This is a genomic window from Burkholderia sp. MSMB0856, assembly GCF_001524645.2.
Lineage (GTDB): Bacteria > Pseudomonadota > Gammaproteobacteria > Burkholderiales > Burkholderiaceae > Burkholderia > Burkholderia diffusa.
This window is the reverse complement of the sequence record NZ_CP013427.1, coordinates 479,052-497,069: the sequence shown is the minus strand read 5'-3', so window position 1 is coordinate 497,069 and position 18,018 is coordinate 479,052. Positions and strand designations below refer to the sequence as shown.

General features: G+C 60.4%; 9 protein-coding genes, 2 tRNA genes and 3 rRNA genes. 4 read left to right on the top strand and 10 right to left on the bottom strand.

All coding sequences use genetic code 11. From position 1 onward, the window contains the following. Positions 1 to 6 precede the first annotated feature (6 nt). Together mraZ and coq7 are read right to left on the bottom strand one after the other, a co-directional pair. Positions 7 to 435, bottom strand: a complete 429-nt coding sequence (mraZ, locus tag WS87_RS03370; RefSeq protein ID WP_006400450.1) for a division/cell wall cluster transcriptional repressor MraZ — start codon at positions 433 to 435, stop codon at positions 7 to 9. A gap of 387 nt (positions 436 to 822) precedes the next feature. After that, positions 823 to 1,449 carry a 2-polyprenyl-3-methyl-6-methoxy-1,4-benzoquinone monooxygenase gene (gene coq7, locus WS87_RS03365; RefSeq protein WP_059820690.1) on the bottom strand — a complete coding sequence of 209 codons (627 nt, stop codon included), beginning with the start codon at positions 1,447 to 1,449 and terminating at the stop codon, positions 823 to 825. Between the two features lie 277 nt (positions 1,450 to 1,726). Here coq7 and WS87_RS03360 point away from each other — a divergent pair, with 277 nt between their 5' ends. Further along, positions 1,727 to 2,884, top strand: a complete 1,158-nt coding sequence (locus WS87_RS03360) for a porin (RefSeq protein ID WP_059820689.1) — start codon at positions 1,727 to 1,729, stop codon at positions 2,882 to 2,884. Between the two features lie 363 nt (positions 2,885 to 3,247). Here WS87_RS03360 and WS87_RS03355 read toward each other — a convergent pair whose 3' ends face one another. The 8 genes from WS87_RS03355 to WS87_RS03310 all read right to left on the bottom strand — a co-directional run bounded on the left by WS87_RS03355 (position 3,248) and on the right by WS87_RS03310 (position 14,054). Next, positions 3,248 to 4,921, bottom strand: a complete 1,674-nt coding sequence (locus WS87_RS03355) for a long-chain fatty acid--CoA ligase (protein ID WP_059820688.1) — start codon at positions 4,919 to 4,921, stop codon at positions 3,248 to 3,250. A gap of 136 nt (positions 4,922 to 5,057) precedes the next feature. Next, the gene (locus WS87_RS03350; protein ID WP_059820726.1) at positions 5,058 to 7,133 is read right to left on the bottom strand and encodes a molybdopterin-containing oxidoreductase family protein; all 2,076 of its coding nucleotides are present in this window, start codon (positions 7,131 to 7,133) and stop codon (positions 5,058 to 5,060) included. Positions 7,134 to 7,521: 388 nt separating this feature from the next. Then, positions 7,522 to 7,634: ribosomal RNA gene (gene rrf / locus WS87_RS03345) — 5S ribosomal RNA — on the bottom strand. 132 nt (positions 7,635 to 7,766) lie between these two features. Continuing rightward, positions 7,767 to 10,648 (bottom strand): 23S ribosomal RNA (locus WS87_RS03340). Positions 10,649 to 10,920: 272 nt separating this feature from the next. Then, positions 10,921 to 10,996, bottom strand: a tRNA-Ala gene (locus WS87_RS03330). A gap of 39 nt (positions 10,997 to 11,035) precedes the next feature. After that, a tRNA-Ile gene (locus tag WS87_RS03325) sits at positions 11,036 to 11,112 on the bottom strand. Between the two features lie 64 nt (positions 11,113 to 11,176). Beyond that, positions 11,177 to 12,709: ribosomal RNA gene (locus tag WS87_RS03320) — 16S ribosomal RNA — on the bottom strand. Together the 16S, 23S and 5S rRNA genes with 2 tRNA genes alongside form the textbook arrangement of a ribosomal RNA operon. 568 nt (positions 12,710 to 13,277) lie before the next feature. Then, on the bottom strand, positions 13,278 to 14,054 hold the full coding sequence (locus WS87_RS03310; RefSeq protein ID WP_059820554.1) for an enoyl-CoA hydratase: 777 nt from the start codon (positions 14,052 to 14,054) through the stop codon (positions 13,278 to 13,280). A 129-nt stretch (positions 14,055 to 14,183) separates the two neighbouring features. Here WS87_RS03310 and paaN point away from each other — a divergent pair, with 129 nt between their 5' ends. The 3 genes from paaN (at position 14,184) to paaG (ending at position 18,017) form a co-directional block, all read left to right on the top strand. Then, a complete protein-coding gene (gene paaN, locus WS87_RS03305) occupies positions 14,184 to 15,890 on the top strand; it encodes a phenylacetic acid degradation protein PaaN (RefSeq protein WP_059820555.1) in 1,707 nt (568 codons plus the stop codon). 87 nt (positions 15,891 to 15,977) lie between these two features. Next, positions 15,978 to 17,180 (top strand): 3-oxoadipyl-CoA thiolase, encoded by a 1,203-nt coding sequence (gene pcaF, locus WS87_RS03300; RefSeq protein ID WP_059820556.1) that lies wholly within the window; start codon positions 15,978 to 15,980, stop codon positions 17,178 to 17,180. 45 nt (positions 17,181 to 17,225) lie between these two features. Then, on the top strand, positions 17,226 to 18,017 hold the full coding sequence (paaG, locus tag WS87_RS03295; RefSeq protein WP_059820557.1) for a 2-(1,2-epoxy-1,2-dihydrophenyl)acetyl-CoA isomerase PaaG: 792 nt from the start codon (positions 17,226 to 17,228) through the stop codon (positions 18,015 to 18,017). Position 18,018: the final 1 nt, after the last annotated feature.

Below are 18,018 nucleotides of genomic sequence, written 5' to 3'. Positions count from 1 at the left end.
CCGCAATCAGAACGTGAAGTTCTTCAGCGCGTCGGGCATGCCCTGCGCCATCGCTGCCTGCTCCTTCGCGATGTAGGTCTGCGAATCCCACAGCTCGAAGTGACTACCCATTCCCAACAACATGACTTCCTTTTCCAGTCCGGCCGCCATCCGCAGCTCGGGCGATACGAGAATCCGGCCTGCGCTGTCGAGATCGACATCCATCGCATTGCCGAGAAAAATTCGCCGCCACCAATGCGCGTCCATCGGCAGCGCGGCGATCTTGGCGCGAAATACCTCCCATTCGGGGCGCGGAAACAGCAACAGGCAGCCGTCCGGGTGCTTGGTCACAGTCACCCGTCCTTCTGCCTGTCCTTGCAGCGCTTCGCGATAGCGAGCCGGCACCGACATCCGCCCTTTCGCATCGAGCGTCAGCGCCGACGCCCCTTGGAACACTTTCCGCTCTCCCGTTCAGGGCACCGAAGCACCCGCTCAATGCTCAAGAATTTAGCCGGAATAGCCCGCTAAATCACACAAAAATACACTTTCTCACACTGTCTCCCACTTTAGTGGAAGGGTTTGGCACGGTCAAGGGAGCGGCCCGGTTTTTTGACGAATTTTGTTAGTTAGAACAAGGACTTACGCGCGCATGCTCATGCGGCCCCTCATACCAAAAACCGTTATAAATGAATGAGCTAGTGCAACTTGTGAAGGTGATACGTGAGAAAGGCGGGCCAGACTGGCGTGCGGACGGGGCTTTCGGGGGCGGGAAAACGCGGAAAAAACGGGCGGTATCGGGGACGGCGAACCAGGACGGCGTCGCGCGCCGCCCCGGCCCGAATGTCAGAGATAGTATGCAGTGCTCGTCATGACTTTCGATGCGGCGCGCATCAACATCCGGGCAGGCAACGGCAGCTCGATCCCGCCGGCATCGGTCGCGGCCTTGCCGTGCTTCACTTCGTCGAGCCGCATCTGCTCGACGATCGCACGCGACGCCGTGTCGGTCGGCGGCAGCTCGGACAGGTGCCCGTCGAGATGGCTCTCGACCTGACGCTCCGTCTCCGCCATGAAGCCGAGGCTGACCTTGTCGCCCAGCGTGCCGGCGACGACGCCGATCGCGAGCGCGCCAGCGTACCACAGCGGGTTGAGCAGGCTCGGACGCGAATCGAGTTCCTTCAGCCGATGCGCGGTCCACGCGAGATGATCCTCCTCCTCGCGCGCGGCTTCCTCGAACATCGCCTTCGACGACGACGAGCGCGCGGTCAGCTTCTGCGCCTGATAAAGCGCCTGCGCGCAGACCTCGCCGACATGGTTCACGCGCATCAGCCCGGCGGCGTGCGAGCGCTCCGCGGGCGTCAGTTCGCCGGCCGGCGGCTCCGCCGGCGCGGGCACCGGGCGGCTCATCCGGCTAATGCCGGTCAGCGATCGCAGGCCGCGATCGAATTCGCTGATCAGTTCATCCAACACCATCCTGTTCTCCTGGCTGCGTGTGCCGCCGCGGGCGGCAAAGGCACGTGCTCCGCTGCGTAACCGACTTGATTATTCAGCGGAAATTGCGGTTAACCCGTGATTTTAACCATTGTTGCATAAAGGAAACATGGCAGCCTTGCGCCACGGCATTTCGCTTTGTCGGAAAAATCGGCTTTGCTACATTACGTGCAACTTCTTGCGAAGTTGACGGGGCCCGTCAACACAACATAACTATCCGCCCCGCCAAAAAAATTCAGTGTTTCTTGGAGATCCGTTAATGAAAAAGTCGCTTCTCGCGCTCGTCGCGCTGGGCGCGTTTGCTGGCGCAGCCCATGCGCAAAGCAGCGTGACGCTCTACGGCATCATCGATGAAGGCTTCATCTTCAACAACAACGCCAAAGGCGGCCACCTGTACGGTCTGGCAAGCGGCGTGATGCAAGGCAGCCGCTTCGGCCTGCGCGGCACCGAAGATCTGGGCAGCGGCCTGAAGGCGATCTTCGTCCTCGAAAACGGTTTCGACGTCAACTCCGGCAAGCTGGGCCAAGGCGGCCTGATGTTCGGCCGCCAGGCTTACGTCGGCCTGTCGAGCCAGTACGGTACGGTCACGCTGGGTCGCCAGTACGACTCCGTCGTCGACTTCGTCGGCCCGCTCGAGGCAGGCGACCAGTGGGGCGGCTACATCGCTGCTCACCCGGGCGACCTCGACAACTTCAACAACGCATATCGCGTGAACAACGCGGTCAAGTACACGAGCCCGACCTACGGCGGCTTCTCGTTCGGCGGCCTGTACAGCTTCGGCGGTCAAGCCGGCCAGTTCTCGAAGAACCAGGTCTGGTCGCTCGGCGCCGGTTACAACAACGGCCCGCTGGTGTTGGGTGTCGGCTACTTGAATGCACGCACGCCGGCGAACTTCGGCGGCATGTTCAACACCGGCGCGTCGGCTGCAGCGACGGCCGTGTCGTCGCCGGTCTACGGCGCATATGCGAACAGCGCGAACACGTACCAGGTGATCGGTGCGGGCGGTGCGTACACGTTCGGCGCAGCAACGATCGGCGCGACGTACTCGAACACGAAGTTCAAGGGCTTCTCGGTCGGTCCGTTCGTGAACCAGACCGCGACGTTCAACAACGGCGAAATCAACTTCAAGTATCAGCTGACCCCGGCGCTGATCGTCGGCGCGGCGTACGACTACACGCAAGGCAGCAAGATCGACGGCAACTCGGCAGCCAAGTACCACCAAGGCTCGCTGGGCGTCGACTACTTCCTGTCCAAGCGCACGGACGTCTACGTGATCGGCGTGTACCAGCATGCGTCGGGCAACGCGCTCGACTCGGCAGGCAACGTCGTTCAGGCACATGCGTCGATCAACGGTCTCGATCCGTCGAGCACCAGCAACCAGGTTGCAGCGCGCGTCGGCATCCGTCACAAGTTCTAATCAGCTTGACTGACAAGCCGCAGCATATTGAAGGCGCCTTCGGGCGCCTTTTTCTTTTGCGGCTGCGAAGCGGCGAGTGGCGAACAGGACGATCACCGGGCGGCCCGTTCACGGCGACGACGCGTTCGCGACGCCTCATCCACGTGAAGGCCGCCGCTGCCGGCCGGTGGCACGCACCGAGGTACCGCGCCATACGGATCGTGGCCGGCGGCGGCCCGCTCGAGCCGCTCGGTCGGCCACGGCGCCCCCAGGTAGAACGCGCGCCGTTACTGCGACCGTCGAACCACGACGCGGCATCCTCGATGCCGTCACCACGAATAAAAAAGCCCGGCACTGGCCGGGCTGGTTGATTCGACTTCGGTGTTACGCGCGTCCGTCGCGCAGTTCGCGCCGCAGGATCTTGCCGACATTCGTCTTCGGCAGCTCCGTGCGGAACTCGACGAGTTTCGGCCGCTTGTAGCCGGTTAGCCGCTCCTTGCAGTATGCGAGGATGTCCTTGTCGGTAAGCGCCGGATCCTTCTTCACGACGAACAGCTTCACGGCTTCGCCCGAGTGCTCGTCCGGCACGCCGACCGCCGCCACCTCGAACACGCCCGGGTGCGACGCCACCACGTCCTCGACCTCGTTCGGATACACGTTGAAACCGGATACCAGGATCATGTCCTTCTTCCGGTCGACGATCTTCACGTAACCGCGCGCGTCCATCACGCCGACGTCGCCGGTCTTGAAGAAACCGTCCGGGAACATGACCTTCGCGGTTTCATCCGGACGGTTCCAGTAGCCGGCCATGACCTGCGGCCCGCGGATGCAGATCTCGCCCGGCTCGCCGAGCGCGACGTCGTTGCCGGCGTCATCGCGGATGGCCACTTCCGTCGACGGCAGCGGCAGGCCGATCGTCCCGCTGTATTCCGTCGCGGTCACCGGGTTGCAGGTCGCGACCGGCGAAGTCTCCGACAGGCCGTAGCCCTCGACGATCGCCGTATGGGTCTTCTCATACCAGCGCTTCGCGACGCCTTCCTGGATCGCCATGCCGCCACCATTGGCGATCACGAGCTTCGACAGGTCGAGCTGATTGAATTCGGGATGGTTCAGCAGTGCGTTGTACAGCGTGTTGACGGCCGGAATCGTCGAGATCTGGTACCCCTTCAACTCCTTGATCATGCCGCCGATGTCGCGCGGATTCGGGATCAGGACGCCCATGCCGCCCGTGCGCATCGTCAGGAAGCCGCAGACCGTCAGCGCGAACACGTGATAGAGCGGCAGCGCGACAACCGTCACGAACTGTTTCACCTCGGGGTACTTCTCGTGCGCGGGATGATGCCATGCGCCCGCCTGCAGCACGTTCGACACGATGTTCCGGTGCAGCAGCGTCGCGCCCTTCGCGACACCCGTCGTACCGCCCGTGTACTGGAGGAACGCGACGTCGTCGGGGCCGAGCTTCTCTGCCTTGAAGGTCTGCCGCGCACCTTCCGACAGCGCGGCCTTGAAGCGCGTGAACGACGGAAGCTGCCAGGCCGGCACCATCTTCTTTACGTTGCGCACGACGTAATTGACGAGCCAGCCCTTGATGCCCAACAGATCGCCCATCGAAGCGACCACGACATGCTTGACCGCGGTATTGGCGATGACGGCCTGCAGCGTCGACGCGAAATTCTCGAGAATGACGATCGCCTCCGCTCCGCTGTCCTTCAGCTGATGTTCGAGCTCGCGCGGCGTATAGAGCGGGTTGACGTTGACGACGGTGAAACCCGCGCGGAGCACCGCGACGATCGCCACCGGGTACTGCAGCACGTTCGGCATCATGAGCGCGACGCGCGCACCGCGCTTCAGGCCGCGCGACTGCAACCACGCGCCGAACTGGCGCGACAGCGCATCGAGTTCGCCGTACGTGATGCTCTTGCCCATGCAGACGAACGCCTTGCGGTCACGATACTGCTTGAAGCTTTCGTCGAGGAGATCCGGGATGGAAGGATACGGGGACGCGTCAATTTCGGCTGGAACGCCGGGTGGGTACGATTTCAGCCAAATTTTGTTCATACTGCGCGTCTCCTCACAGATTTTCGAATGATCGTGCTAAAACGCATCGTAGCGGCTCGTCCATGCTGAGACAACAGGGTTAGATGCCCACTTCGAACTTTCGGATGCATTCGTCTGATGATATCAAGAAGTTCGGTCAAATCCGCTCAACTTCCACCAGACAATCGTAAAACGTCGCCGAGTTGCCGAGATCGGTCAGCGCCTGGCTCGTCACCTCGTTCGCGTTCCGTCCATCCGACGACAATTTCTTCCACCAGATCGACAGTCCGACGACGAGCCCCGCGCGCGCACGATCGGTCACTCTCGCGACCGCCTGCATCGATCCGCGGTCGTTGAAGATGCGCACGATGTCGCCCTCCCCGATGCCGCGCGCGTCGGCGTCGGCCGGGTGTATATCGAGGTGCGGCTGGCCTTCCGTACTGCGCAGGCTGTCCACGTTCACGAACGTGCTGTTCAGGAAGTGGCGGGCCGGCGGGGAAATCATCGCCAGTGGATAGCGAGCGGCGAGTTCAGGCGCGGCCTCCGCCGATTCGAACGGCGGCAGATAATCAGGCACCGGGTCCATGCCCATCTGCTCGAGGCGCGCACTGTAGAACTCGCATTTGCCGGACGGTGTGCGAAAGCCGCCATTCGCGAAAGGCGCGTCCGCGACCTTGAGCTTCAGCCAGCCGGCACGCTTCAACGTCTCCCAATCGCTGTTGAGTGCCGGATCGTCCCAACGGAGCGCCGTCTGCGCAACCTCTTCGTCGCTGTGATAAAGCGCGGGCTCGTCGAGCCCCATGCTGCGTGCGATGCCCCGAAAGATTTCCGTGTTCGGCCGTGCGTCGCCAACTGGCGGAATTGCCGGTAGATTCGCCATCACATAGGTGTGGCCGTACGACTTATGGACGTCGAGATGCTCGAGTTGCGTCGTGGCAGGTAACACAATGTCGGCGAAATCGACCGTATCTGTCTTGAAGTGCTCCAGAACGACCGTGAACAGATCTTCGCGCGCGAACCCGGCGGCAACTTTCGACGAGTCGGGTGCGACCGCGACGGGATTCGAGTTGTAGACGATCACCGCTTCGACCTTCGGCCCGAAGGTGGCGTCGCCCGGATGCAGCAGCGCATCGCCGATTGCATTCATGTTGATGATGCGCGGCAGTTTGTGAGGCCAGCCGGGCATCAGATCCGGACGCAGCAGCCCCGCCTGATTGACCGGTGCGGATTCCGACGACGACAGCAGAAGCCCGCCGGCCCGGTCGCGCCACGCGCCTGTCAGCGCGGGCAGGCTCGCAATCGCGCGCACGGCGTTGCCGCCGCCGCGCACGCGCTGCATGCCGTAATTGAGGCGAATCGACGCCTTGCGGGTCGCGCCGTAACGACGTGCGAGTTCGATCAGTTCCGACGCTTCGATGCCGCAGATTTGCGCGACACGCTCCGGCGGATAGGACAGGGCTCGCGCCTTGAGCGCGTCGAAGCCGAGCGTATGACGCGCGATGTAGTCGTGATCGAGCAGATCTTCGGTAATCAGCACATGCATCATGCCGAGCGCGAACGCGCCGTCGGTGCCCGGTTTCAACGCGATGTGCTGATGGCATTTCTCGGCCGTCAGCGAGCGGTAGGGATCGATCGCGACCAGACGGGCGCCTCGACGCTTGGCTTCCTGCGCTCGGGTCCAGAAATGCAGACTGGATGCGATCGGGTTGGCGCCCCAGATCAGAATCAGTTCGCTTTCCTCGAAATGCTCGAGATGCATGCCGACGCTTCCACCATACGTGTAGCGCAGCCCCGCTGCACCGGCTGCGGCGCAGATGGTCCGCTCAAGCCGGGACGCACCGAGCTTATGGAAGAACCGCTGCGCAATGCCTTCGCCCTGCACGAGTCCCATCGTTCCCGCGTAGCTGTACGGCACGATCGCCTCCGGCGCGCGCGCGGCGATTTCCCCGAGACGACGACCGATCTCGTCAAGTGCTTCGCTCCAGCTGATCGGCACGAAGCGCCCTTCCCCCTTCGCGCCGATGCGCTTGAGGGGAACGGTGAGCCGGTCGGGGTGATGAACGCGGTCGGCATATCGGCTGACTTTCGTACACAGCACGCCCTGCGTGGGCGGATGGTCGGGATCGCCCGTCACCTTGATGGCCCGGCCGTTTTCGACGGTCACGCGTATTGCGCACGTGTCCGGACAATCGTGAGGGCAAACGGCCCGAGCTATCTGAGTGGCGGCGTTCATCATTCTGGATGCGACTGGGGTGGAGATTCGTAAATTTTACGTGGATGGGCCGAATAAGGCCTCATTTCGCGCGAATTTCCCGCCTATGCAGCGAGAAAATGGAGATGACGGATGAAAAATATCGACGCTGGACCGGCTCCGAATTGCCGATGTAACGGTACGGATGTGGAGCGGGTGTTAGAAGTGCCTTGCCGAACCGGCAAGAGTCGTCTCCCTGGCTGGAGATTGCAGCAAATCGACGGGGGATTGGTCCGGGATGATGGAAAGCGGCGGATTCCGGCGACGCGCTTGGTCAGCCAACGGAGAGGTTCGATTGCCTGCACTCGCATTTCCGTCGCGCCAATGCAAAAACCCCCGCCTTGTCGGGCGGGGGTTCTTGGCTTAGGGAGCCTGACGATTACCTACTTTCACACGGGAATCCGCACTATCATCGGCGTAGAGTCGTTTCACGGTCCTGTTCGGGATGGGAAGGGGTGGGACCGACTCGCTATGGTCATCAGGCAAAGGGGGTTGTCCTGCTGGCGTGGCCAACAGAACCAATCTGGGAAGAAGCAGTAATTTTGAGTTGTGTGTATCACACACGAGAATCAACCAGTCCGACGCGCTGTAGTCAGCGCGAGACAGACTTGTTATAGGATCAAGCCTTACGGGCAATTAGTATCAGTTAGCTGAACGCATTACTGCGCTTACACACCTGACCTATCAACGTCCTGGTCTCGAACGACCCTTCAAGGGGATCTAGTCCCCAGGGATATCTCATCTTAAGGCGAGTTTCCCGCTTAGATGCTTTCAGCGGTTATCTCTTCCGAACATAGCTACCCGGCGATGCCACTGGCGTGACAACCGGTACACCAGAGGTTCGTCCACTCCGGTCCTCTCGTACTAGGAGCAGCCCCCTTCAAATATCCAACGCCCACGGCAGATAGGGACCAAACTGTCTCACGACGTTTTAAACCCAGCTCACGTACCTCTTTAAATGGCGAACAGCCATACCCTTGGGACCGGCTACAGCCCCAGGATGAGATGAGCCGACATCGAGGTGCCAAACACCGCCGTCGATATGAACTCTTGGGCGGTATCAGCCTGTTATCCCCAGAGTACCTTTTATCCGTTGAGCGATGGCCCTTCCATACAGAACCACCGGATCACTATGACCTGCTTTCGCACCTGCTCGACTTGTCGGTCTCGCAGTTAAGCACGCTTATGCCATTGCACTATCAGCACGATTTCCGACCGTACCTAGCGTACCTTCGTACTCCTCCGTTACGCTTTGGGAGGAGACCGCCCCAGTCAAACTGCCTACCATGCACTGTCCCCGACCCGGATCACGGGCCAAGGTTAGAACCTCAAACAAACCAGGGTGGTATTTCAAGGACGGCTCCACCGAAACTAGCGTTCCGGTTTCATAGCCTCCCACCTATCCTACACAGATCGGTTCAAAGTCCAATGCAAAGCTACAGTAAAGGTTCATGGGGTCTTTCCGTCTAGCCGCGGGTAGATTGCATCATCACAAACACTTCAACTTCGCTGAGTCTCGGGAGGAGACAGTGTGGCCATCGTTACGCCATTCGTGCAGGTCGGAACTTACCCGACAAGGAATTTCGCTACCTTAGGACCGTTATAGTTACGGCCGCCGTTTACCGGGACTTCAATCAAGAGCTTGCACCCCATCATTTAATCTTCCGGCACCGGGCAGGCGTCACACCCTATACGTCCACTTTCGTGTTTGCAGAGTGCTGTGTTTTTATTAAACAGTCGCAGCCACCAGTTTATTGCAACCCCTTCACCCTCCTGGCGCAGGCCAGTCAAGCTACAAGGGCGTACCTTATCCCGAAGTTACGGTACCAATTTGCCGAGTTCCTTCTCCCGAGTTCTCTCAAGCGCCTTAGAATACTCATCTCGCCCACCTGTGTCGGTTTGCGGTACGGTCATCGTTAGACTGAAGCTTAGAGGCTTTTCTTGGAACCACTTCCAATTGCTTCGCTCCCTAAGGAGCTCGCGCCACACCCTTGAATCCTGCGCCCGGATTTGCCTAAGCGCCTTCTCCAATGCAGCGACCGGGACTTCCAACACCCGGACAACCTTCCGCGATCCGTCCCCCCATCGCATCTAACAATGGTGCAGGAATATTGACCTGCTTCCCATCAGCTACGCATTTCTGCCTCGCCTTAGGGGCCGACTCACCCTACGCCGATGAACGTTGCGTAGGAAACCTTGGGCTTACGGCGAGGGGGCCTTTCACCCCCTTTATCGCTACTCATGTCAGCATTCGCACTTCCGATACCTCCAGCACCCTTTACAAGGCACCTTCGCAGGCTTACGGAACGCTCTCCTACCATGCGTGCAAAGCACGCATCCGCAGCTTCGGTATATAGCTTAGCCCCGTTACATCTTCCGCGCAGGACGACTCGATCAGTGAGCTATTACGCTTTCTTTAAAGGGTGGCTGCTTCTAAGCCAACCTCCTGACTGTTTTAGCCTTCCCACTTCGTTTCCCACTTAGCTATATTTGGGGACCTTAGCTGGCGGTCTGGGTTGTTTCCCTCTTGACACCGGACGTTAGCACCCGATGTCTGTCTCCCGTGATTGCACTCTTCGGTATTCGGAGTTTGCTATGGCGGGGTAATCTGCAATAGACCCCCCAACCATGACAGTGCTCTACCCCCGAAGGTGAGACACGAGGCACTACCTAAATAGTTTTCGGAGAGAACCAGCTATTTCCAGGTTTGTTTAGCCTTTCACCCCTATCCACAGCTCATCCCCTAACTTTTCAACGTTAGTGGGTTCGGACCTCCAGTACGTGTTACCGCACCTTCATCCTGGCCATGGATAGATCACCTGGTTTCGGGTCTACGCCCAGCAACTGAACGCCCTATTCGGACTCGCTTTCGCTACGCCTGCCCTATACGGTTAAGCTTGCTACTGAACGTAAGTCGCTGACCCATTATACAAAAGGTACGCCGTCACCCCTTACGAGGCTCCGACTGTTTGTATGCATGCGGTTTCAGGATCTATTTCACTCCCCTCCCGGGGTTCTTTTCGCCTTTCCCTCACGGTACTGGTTCACTATCGGTCGATCACGAGTATTTAGCCTTGGAGGATGGTCCCCCCATCTTCAGACAGGATTTCACGTGTCCCGCCCTACTTGTCGCACACCTAGTTCTTTCATACTGTTTTCGCCTACAGGGCTATCACCTGCTATGGCCGCACTTTCCAGAGCGTTCGGCTAACAATACAAATAAAGAGTGCAAGGCTCATCCCATTTCGCTCGCCACTACTTTGGGAATCTCGGTTGATTTCTTTTCCTGCGGTTACTTAGATGTTTCAGTTCACCGCGTTCGCTTCGCATGGCCTATGTATTCAGCCATGGATACTCCAAAAGGAGTGGGTTTCCCCATTCGGACATCTACGGATCAAAGCTCGTTTGCCAGCTCCCCGTAGCTTTTCGCAGGCTACCGCGTCCTTCATCGCCTGTGATCGCCAAGGCATCCACCACATGCACTTGTTCGCTTGACCCTATAACGAGTCTGTCTCGTTACAGGTTGAGTTCTCGCGTTGTGCCGCATTCCAATTGAGTCAAACATAGAGTTCGAATCATCTTGAGATACATCGATACAATCACAACCCGGATAGTTTCCACGTCCATCTCAAGACGCTTCCGCTATCCAAATTACTTACTTCTTCCAGATTGTTAAAGAACGACAGCCGATACATACTCCGTACCGCTCTGACTGGCTCAATCGCCAATGACAAACACTCGAGCACCTCGAACGCTTGTCATTGAAGATTGGTGGAGGCAGACGGGATCGAACCGACGACCCCCTGCTTGCAAAGCAGGTGCTCTCCCAGCTGAGCTATGCCCCCATGAGTACAGATTTGCCTCAGGTACCTACCGCCAGACAATGGTGGGTCTGGTTGGATTCGAACCAACGACCCCCGCCTTATCAAGACGGTGCTCTAACCGACTGAGCTACAGACCCCTGAGTCTGTCTTTAAATTTACAGCCGATAAGCGTGAGCGCTCAATTTTGCGAGATAGCTCTGGAAAGGAGGTGATCCAGCCGCACCTTCCGATACGGCTACCTTGTTACGACTTCACCCCAGTCATGAATCCTACCGTGGTGACCGTCCTCCTTGCGGTTAGACTAGCCACTTCTGGTAAAACCCACTCCCATGGTGTGACGGGCGGTGTGTACAAGACCCGGGAACGTATTCACCGCGGCATGCTGATCCGCGATTACTAGCGATTCCAGCTTCATGCACTCGAGTTGCAGAGTGCAATCCGGACTACGATCGGTTTTCTGGGATTAGCTCCCCCTCGCGGGTTGGCAACCCTCTGTTCCGACCATTGTATGACGTGTGAAGCCCTACCCATAAGGGCCATGAGGACTTGACGTCATCCCCACCTTCCTCCGGTTTGTCACCGGCAGTCTCCTTAGAGTGCTCTTGCGTAGCAACTAAGGACAAGGGTTGCGCTCGTTGCGGGACTTAACCCAACATCTCACGACACGAGCTGACGACAGCCATGCAGCACCTGTGCGCCGGTTCTCTTTCGAGCACTCCCGCCTCTCAGCAGGATTCCGACCATGTCAAGGGTAGGTAAGGTTTTTCGCGTTGCATCGAATTAATCCACATCATCCACCGCTTGTGCGGGTCCCCGTCAATTCCTTTGAGTTTTAATCTTGCGACCGTACTCCCCAGGCGGTCAACTTCACGCGTTAGCTACGTTACTAAGGAAATGAATCCCCAACAACTAGTTGACATCGTTTAGGGCGTGGACTACCAGGGTATCTAATCCTGTTTGCTCCCCACGCTTTCGTGCATGAGCGTCAGTATTGGCCCAGGGGGCTGCCTTCGCCATCGGTATTCCTCCACATCTCTACGCATTTCACTGCTACACGTGGAATTCTACCCCCCTCTGCCATACTCTAGCCTGCCAGTCACCAATGCAGTTCCCAGGTTGAGCCCGGGGATTTCACATCGGTCTTAGCAAACCGCCTGCGCACGCTTTACGCCCAGTAATTCCGATTAACGCTTGCACCCTACGTATTACCGCGGCTGCTGGCACGTAGTTAGCCGGTGCTTATTCTTCCGGTACCGTCATCCCCCGGCCATATTAGGACCAAGGATTTCTTTCCGGACAAAAGTGCTTTACAACCCGAAGGCCTTCTTCACACACGCGGCATTGCTGGATCAGGCTTTCGCCCATTGTCCAAAATTCCCCACTGCTGCCTCCCGTAGGAGTCTGGGCCGTGTCTCAGTCCCAGTGTGGCTGGTCGTCCTCTCAGACCAGCTACTGATCGTCGCCTTGGTAGGCCTTTACCCCACCAACTAGCTAATCAGCCATCGGCCAACCCTATAGCGCGAGGCCCGAAGGTCCCCCGCTTTCATCCGTAGATCGTATGCGGTATTAATCCGGCTTTCGCCGGGCTATCCCCCACTACAGGACATGTTCCGATGTATTACTCACCCGTTCGCCACTCGCCACCAGGTGCAAGCACCCGTGCTGCCGTTCGACTTGCATGTGTAAGGCATGCCGCCAGCGTTCAATCTGAGCCAGGATCAAACTCTTCAGTTTAAACCTGTTACTGTTTTCGGTTCCGTTAAGAACCGGTCGCTCACTCAAAGCTGACAGGTATATGAATCACTTCATAAACCTGACTTACTTTAGTGTGAGACTCTTGATACTTTCGCTTTCTGATCCGAAGATCAGCTCGCGGCCATCAAGCGCCCACACTTATCGGCTGTTAATTTTTAAAGAGCATTTCTGCGAGAAACCTGAAGTTTCCCAGCAGCGCTGCGTTTTCAGCAGCAGAGAAGCGAGATTATGAACCGTCTTTTTCAGCTCGTCAACAACTTTCTGAACTGCTTCGTTGCGACGGCGGGGGTTCAACTTCGTGTGCGCCGGGGCTCTACAACCTGCCCTCGACCGCACCGCTTCCCTTCTCCTCCCGCGCTGCGTTGCCGTTAGCGCGAAAGAGGCGTGATTCTAAGCACCCGCCCCGGTCTCCGCAACCCCTTTGTGAAAATATTTTGAAAAAGCCCCCGTGCGCTGCCGCGCACGGGGGCTTCGGGTTCACCGCACCGGACGATCACGCTGGCGACCGACACCCGTCGCTCACCAGCACCACCTAGCCACCGCCAAATCAGCGGTTCTTGAATACCGGCTTCCGCTTCTCGACGAATGCCGCCATCCCTTCCTTCTGATCTTCGGTCGCGAACAGCGAATGGAACAGTCGACGCTCGAAGTGGACACCTTCGGCCAGCGTCGTCTCGTACGCGCGATTCACCGACTCCTTGACCATCATGACAGCCGGCAATGAAAACTCGGCAATCGTCGTCGCTGCGGCAATCGCTTCATCGAGCAGTTTGTCGGCCGGCAGCACGCGCGATACGAGCCCTGCCCGTTCCGCCTCGGCCGCGTCCATGAAGCGCGCCGTCAGGCACATGTCCATCGCCTTCGCCTTGGACACCGCGCGCGGCAGACGCTGCGTGCCGCCTGCGCCCGGCATCACGCCCAGCTTGATCTCGGGCTGGCCGAACTTGGCCGTATCCGCTGCGAAGACGATGTCGCACATCATCGCGAGCTCGCAACCGCCGCCAAGCGCAAAGCCCGCCACGGCAGCAATGATCGGCTTGCGGATCTCGCGGACGGTTTCCCAGTTACGGGTGATGTAGTCGCCGCGATAAACATCCATATAGGAATAGGTCGCCATCATGCCGATGTCGGCCCCGGCCGCGAACGCCTTTTCACTCCCCGTCACGACGATCGCGCCGATCGCGTCGTCTGCGTCGAACGCTTTCAGCGCAGCGCCCAATTCATCCATCAGCGCATCGTTCAGCGCATTCAGCGCCTTCGGACGGTTCAGCGTGATCAGCCCGACTCGCCCCCGGGTCTCCACCAGGATGTTCTCGTAAGACATCTATTTCTCCTCGATCAATGAAATGAGAAACGCCTCGCACATGCGAATAGTTTGATGCTACCATTCTCCGACCAACCGGTCGGTTAATTAATCGATCCAACCCTTCCCTACGTCCATCAGGCCGCCGTCATGACCCATGCACTGTTCACGAAGCACGAAGACACGCTGAAACACGCCCTCGCCGCCATCGAGAGCCGCGGGTACTGGAGCCCGTTCGCGGAAATGCCGAGTCCCAAAGTGTACGGGGAAAGCGCCAACGCCGATGGCGAAGCGGCGTTCAAGGCACACCTCGGCAACACGTTCGTGCTCGACCAGCCGGCGTCCGCTGGAACCATCGGCGCGGAGCAGTCGCCGTACGGGATCGCGCTGGGCATCCGCTATCCGAAATCAACACCCGACGAGCTGATTGCCGCGGCCGCTAATGCCCAGCGTGCATGGCGCGAAGCCGGCCCGAGCGCCTGGATCGGCGTCAGTCTCGAAATCCTCGCACGGCTGAATCGCGCAAGCTTCGAGATTGCCTACAGCGTGATGCACACGACGGGCCAGGCGTTCATGATGGCGTTCCAGGCCGGTGGCCCGCACGCGCAGGATCGTGCGCTCGAAGCGGTCGCCTACGCTTGGGACGAGTTGCGCCGCATCCCCGCAGATGCACACTGGGAGAAGCCGCAAGGCAAGAACCCGCCGCTCGCGATGCACAAGCGCTATACGATCGTCCCGCGCGGCACCGGCCTCGTGCTCGGCTGCTGCACGTTCCCGACCTGGAACGGCTACCCCGGTCTGTTCGCCGACCTGGCGAACGGCAACACGGTGATCGTCAAACCTCATCCGGGCGCGATCCTGCCGCTCGCGATCACGGTCCGCGTCGCCCGCGACGTGCTGCGCGAAGCCGGCTTCGATCCGAACGTCGTTACGCTCCTCGCGACCGAGCCGAACGACGGCGCCCTCGTGCAAGACCTCGCATTGCGTCCTGAAATCAAGCTGATCGACTTCACGGGCAGCACGCAAAACGGCACGTGGCTCGAACGCCATGCCCATCAGGCACAGGTGTATACCGAGAAGGCCGGTGTCAACCAGATCGTGATCGACTCGACCGACGACCTGAAAGCCGCGGCCAAAAACATCGCGTTCTCGCTGGCGCTGTACTCCGGCCAGATGTGCACGGCACCGCAGAACATCTATGTGCCGCGCGACGGCATCCGGACGGCGGACGGCCATGCAAGCTTCGATGAAGTCGCCCAGGCGATCGCCGTCTCCGTGCAGAAACTGACAGGCGACCCGGCTCGCTCGGTCGAACTGATCGGCGCGATCCAGAACGACGGCGTGGCCGCGCGCATCGACGACGCCCGCAAGCTCGGCCGTGTGCTCGCCGACAGCCAGGCGCTCCAGCATCCGACGTTCGCCGATGCTCGCGTGCGTACGCCGCTCGTGCTGCAGCTCGACGTGGCCGACCGCGCAAAATTCACGCAGGAGTGGTTCGGCCCGATCTCGTTCGTGATCGCGACCGACTCGACCGCGCAGTCGCTCGATCTCGCCGGCGAAATCGCCGCGGAACATGGTGCGCTGACGCTCTCCGTCTACAGCACCGACGACAAGGTCCTCGACGCTGCGCACGATGCAGCGGTGCGTGGCGGTGTCGCGCTGTCGATCAACCTGACGGGCGGCGTGTTCGTCAACCAGTCGGCCGCATTCTCCGACTTCCACGGCACCGGCGCGAACCCGGCCGCCAACGCGGCGCTCGCCGATCCGGCGTTCGTCGCCAACCGGTTCCGTGTGGTGCAAAGCCGCGTCCATGTTGCGCCGAAGGCAGTACCTGCGGAAGCCGGCCAGACGGCATAACCCGAATGGCCGACGTGCAAACGCCGTCACGTTCTCTACTATGAACGAATCCGCCAACCGGCGGGTTCGTTGCACACCGACATCCCCATGACCGACGCCTACATCTGCGACGCGATTCGCACCCCCATCGGCCGCTACGGCGGCGCCCTGAAAGACGTTCGTGCCGACGATCTTGGCGCGGTGCCGCTCAAGGCGCTGATCGAACGCAACCGCAACGTCGACTGGTCGGCAATCGACGACGTCATCTACGGCTGCGCAAACCAGGCCGGCGAGGACAACCGCAACGTCGCGCGCATGTCCGCGCTGCTCGCGGGCCTGCCGACCGCCGTGCCGGGTACGACGCTGAACCGGCTGTGCGGCTCGGGCATGGACGCCGTCGGCACCGCCGCGCGCGCGATCAAGGCGGGCGAGGCACGCTTGATGATCGCGGGCGGTGTCGAAAGCATGACGCGCGCGCCCTTCGTGATGGGCAAGGCCGCTAGCGCATTCGCGCGCCAGGCCGACATCTACGACACGACGATCGGCTGGCGTTTCGTCAATCCGCTGATGAAACAGCAACACGGCGTCGATTCGATGCCGGAGACGGCCGAGAACGTCGCGATCGACTACGACATCAGCCGTGCTGACCAGGACCTGTTCGCGCTGCGCAGCCAGCAAAAGGCCGCACGTGCGCAGCAAGACGGCACGCTCGCCGATGAAATCGTCCCGGTGACGATTCCGCAGAAGAAAGGCGACGCGCTCGTCGTATCGCGCGACGAACATCCGCGCGAAACGTCTCTCGAAGCGCTCGCGAAGCTGAAGGGCGTCGTGCGGCCGGACGGCTCGGTGACGGCCGGCAACGCGTCGGGTGTCAACGACGGCGCATGCGCACTGCTGCTCGCCAACGCGGAAGCTGCCGATCAATATGGGCTGCGCCGCCGCGCACGCGTCGTCGGCATGGCAACCGCCGGCGTCGAACCGCGCGTGATGGGGATCGGCCCGGCGCCGGCCACGCAGAAACTGTTGCGCCAGCTCGGCATGACGATCGACCAGTTCGACGTGATCGAGCTGAACGAAGCGTTCGCCTCGCAAGGTCTCGCGGTGTTGCGCATGCTCGGCGTCGCCGACGACGATCCGCGCGTGAACCCGAACGGCGGTGCGATCGCGCTCGGCCACCCGCTCGGCGCATCGGGCGCTCGGCTCGTGACCACGGCGCTTCACCAACTCGAGCGTACGGGCGGCCGGTTTGCGCTCTGTACGATGTGCATCGGCGTCGGCCAGGGCATCGCGATCGCCATCGAGCGCGTGTAACCGACGCGCCGCGCGCCTATAACGAAGTCATGAAGGAGACACTGCATGTCATATGAGGCGATCCAGCTCGATATCGATCAGACTGCCCGCGTGGCCACGATCACCCTCAACCGCCCGGACAAGCTGAACAGCTTCACGCGTGCGATGCACCGCGAACTGCAGTCTGCGCTCGATGAAGTCGAAACGGCCGGCGCACGAGCGCTGATCCTGACGGGTGCGGGGCGCGGCTTTTGCGCAGGCCAGGACCTGGCCGACCTCGATTTCACGCCTGGCGCGTCCACCGACCTCGGCACGCTGATCGACGAGCATTTCAATCCGCTCATTCGTCGCCTGCAACGCATGCCGATTCCGGTGATCGCCGCCGTCAACGGCACGGCGGCCGGCGCTGGCGCAAACCTCGCGCTCGCCTGCGACATCGTGTTCGCCGCACGCTCGAGCAGTTTCATCCAGGCCTTCGTCAAGATCGGACTCGTGCCCGATTCGGGTGGAACATGGTTCTTGCCGCAGCGCGTCGGCATGGCACGCGCCCTGGGGCTCGCCCTCACCGGCGACAAGCTCGGCGCCGAACAGGCCGAACAATGGGGCTTGATCTGGCGTGCGGTCGACGACGATGCGCTCGTCGCGTCGGTCCATCAGCTCGCCAATCAGCTCGCGCAGCAACCGACGCTCGCGATCGCGTCGATCAAGCAATCGATGCGCGACAGCGTCACGAATACGCTCGACCAGCAGCTCGACCGCGAACGCGACCTGCAGCGCAAGCTCGGCCAGTCATACGACTACGCAGAAGGCGTGAAGGCGTTCATCGAGAAGCGTGCCCCACGCTTCGAGGGGCGTTGAC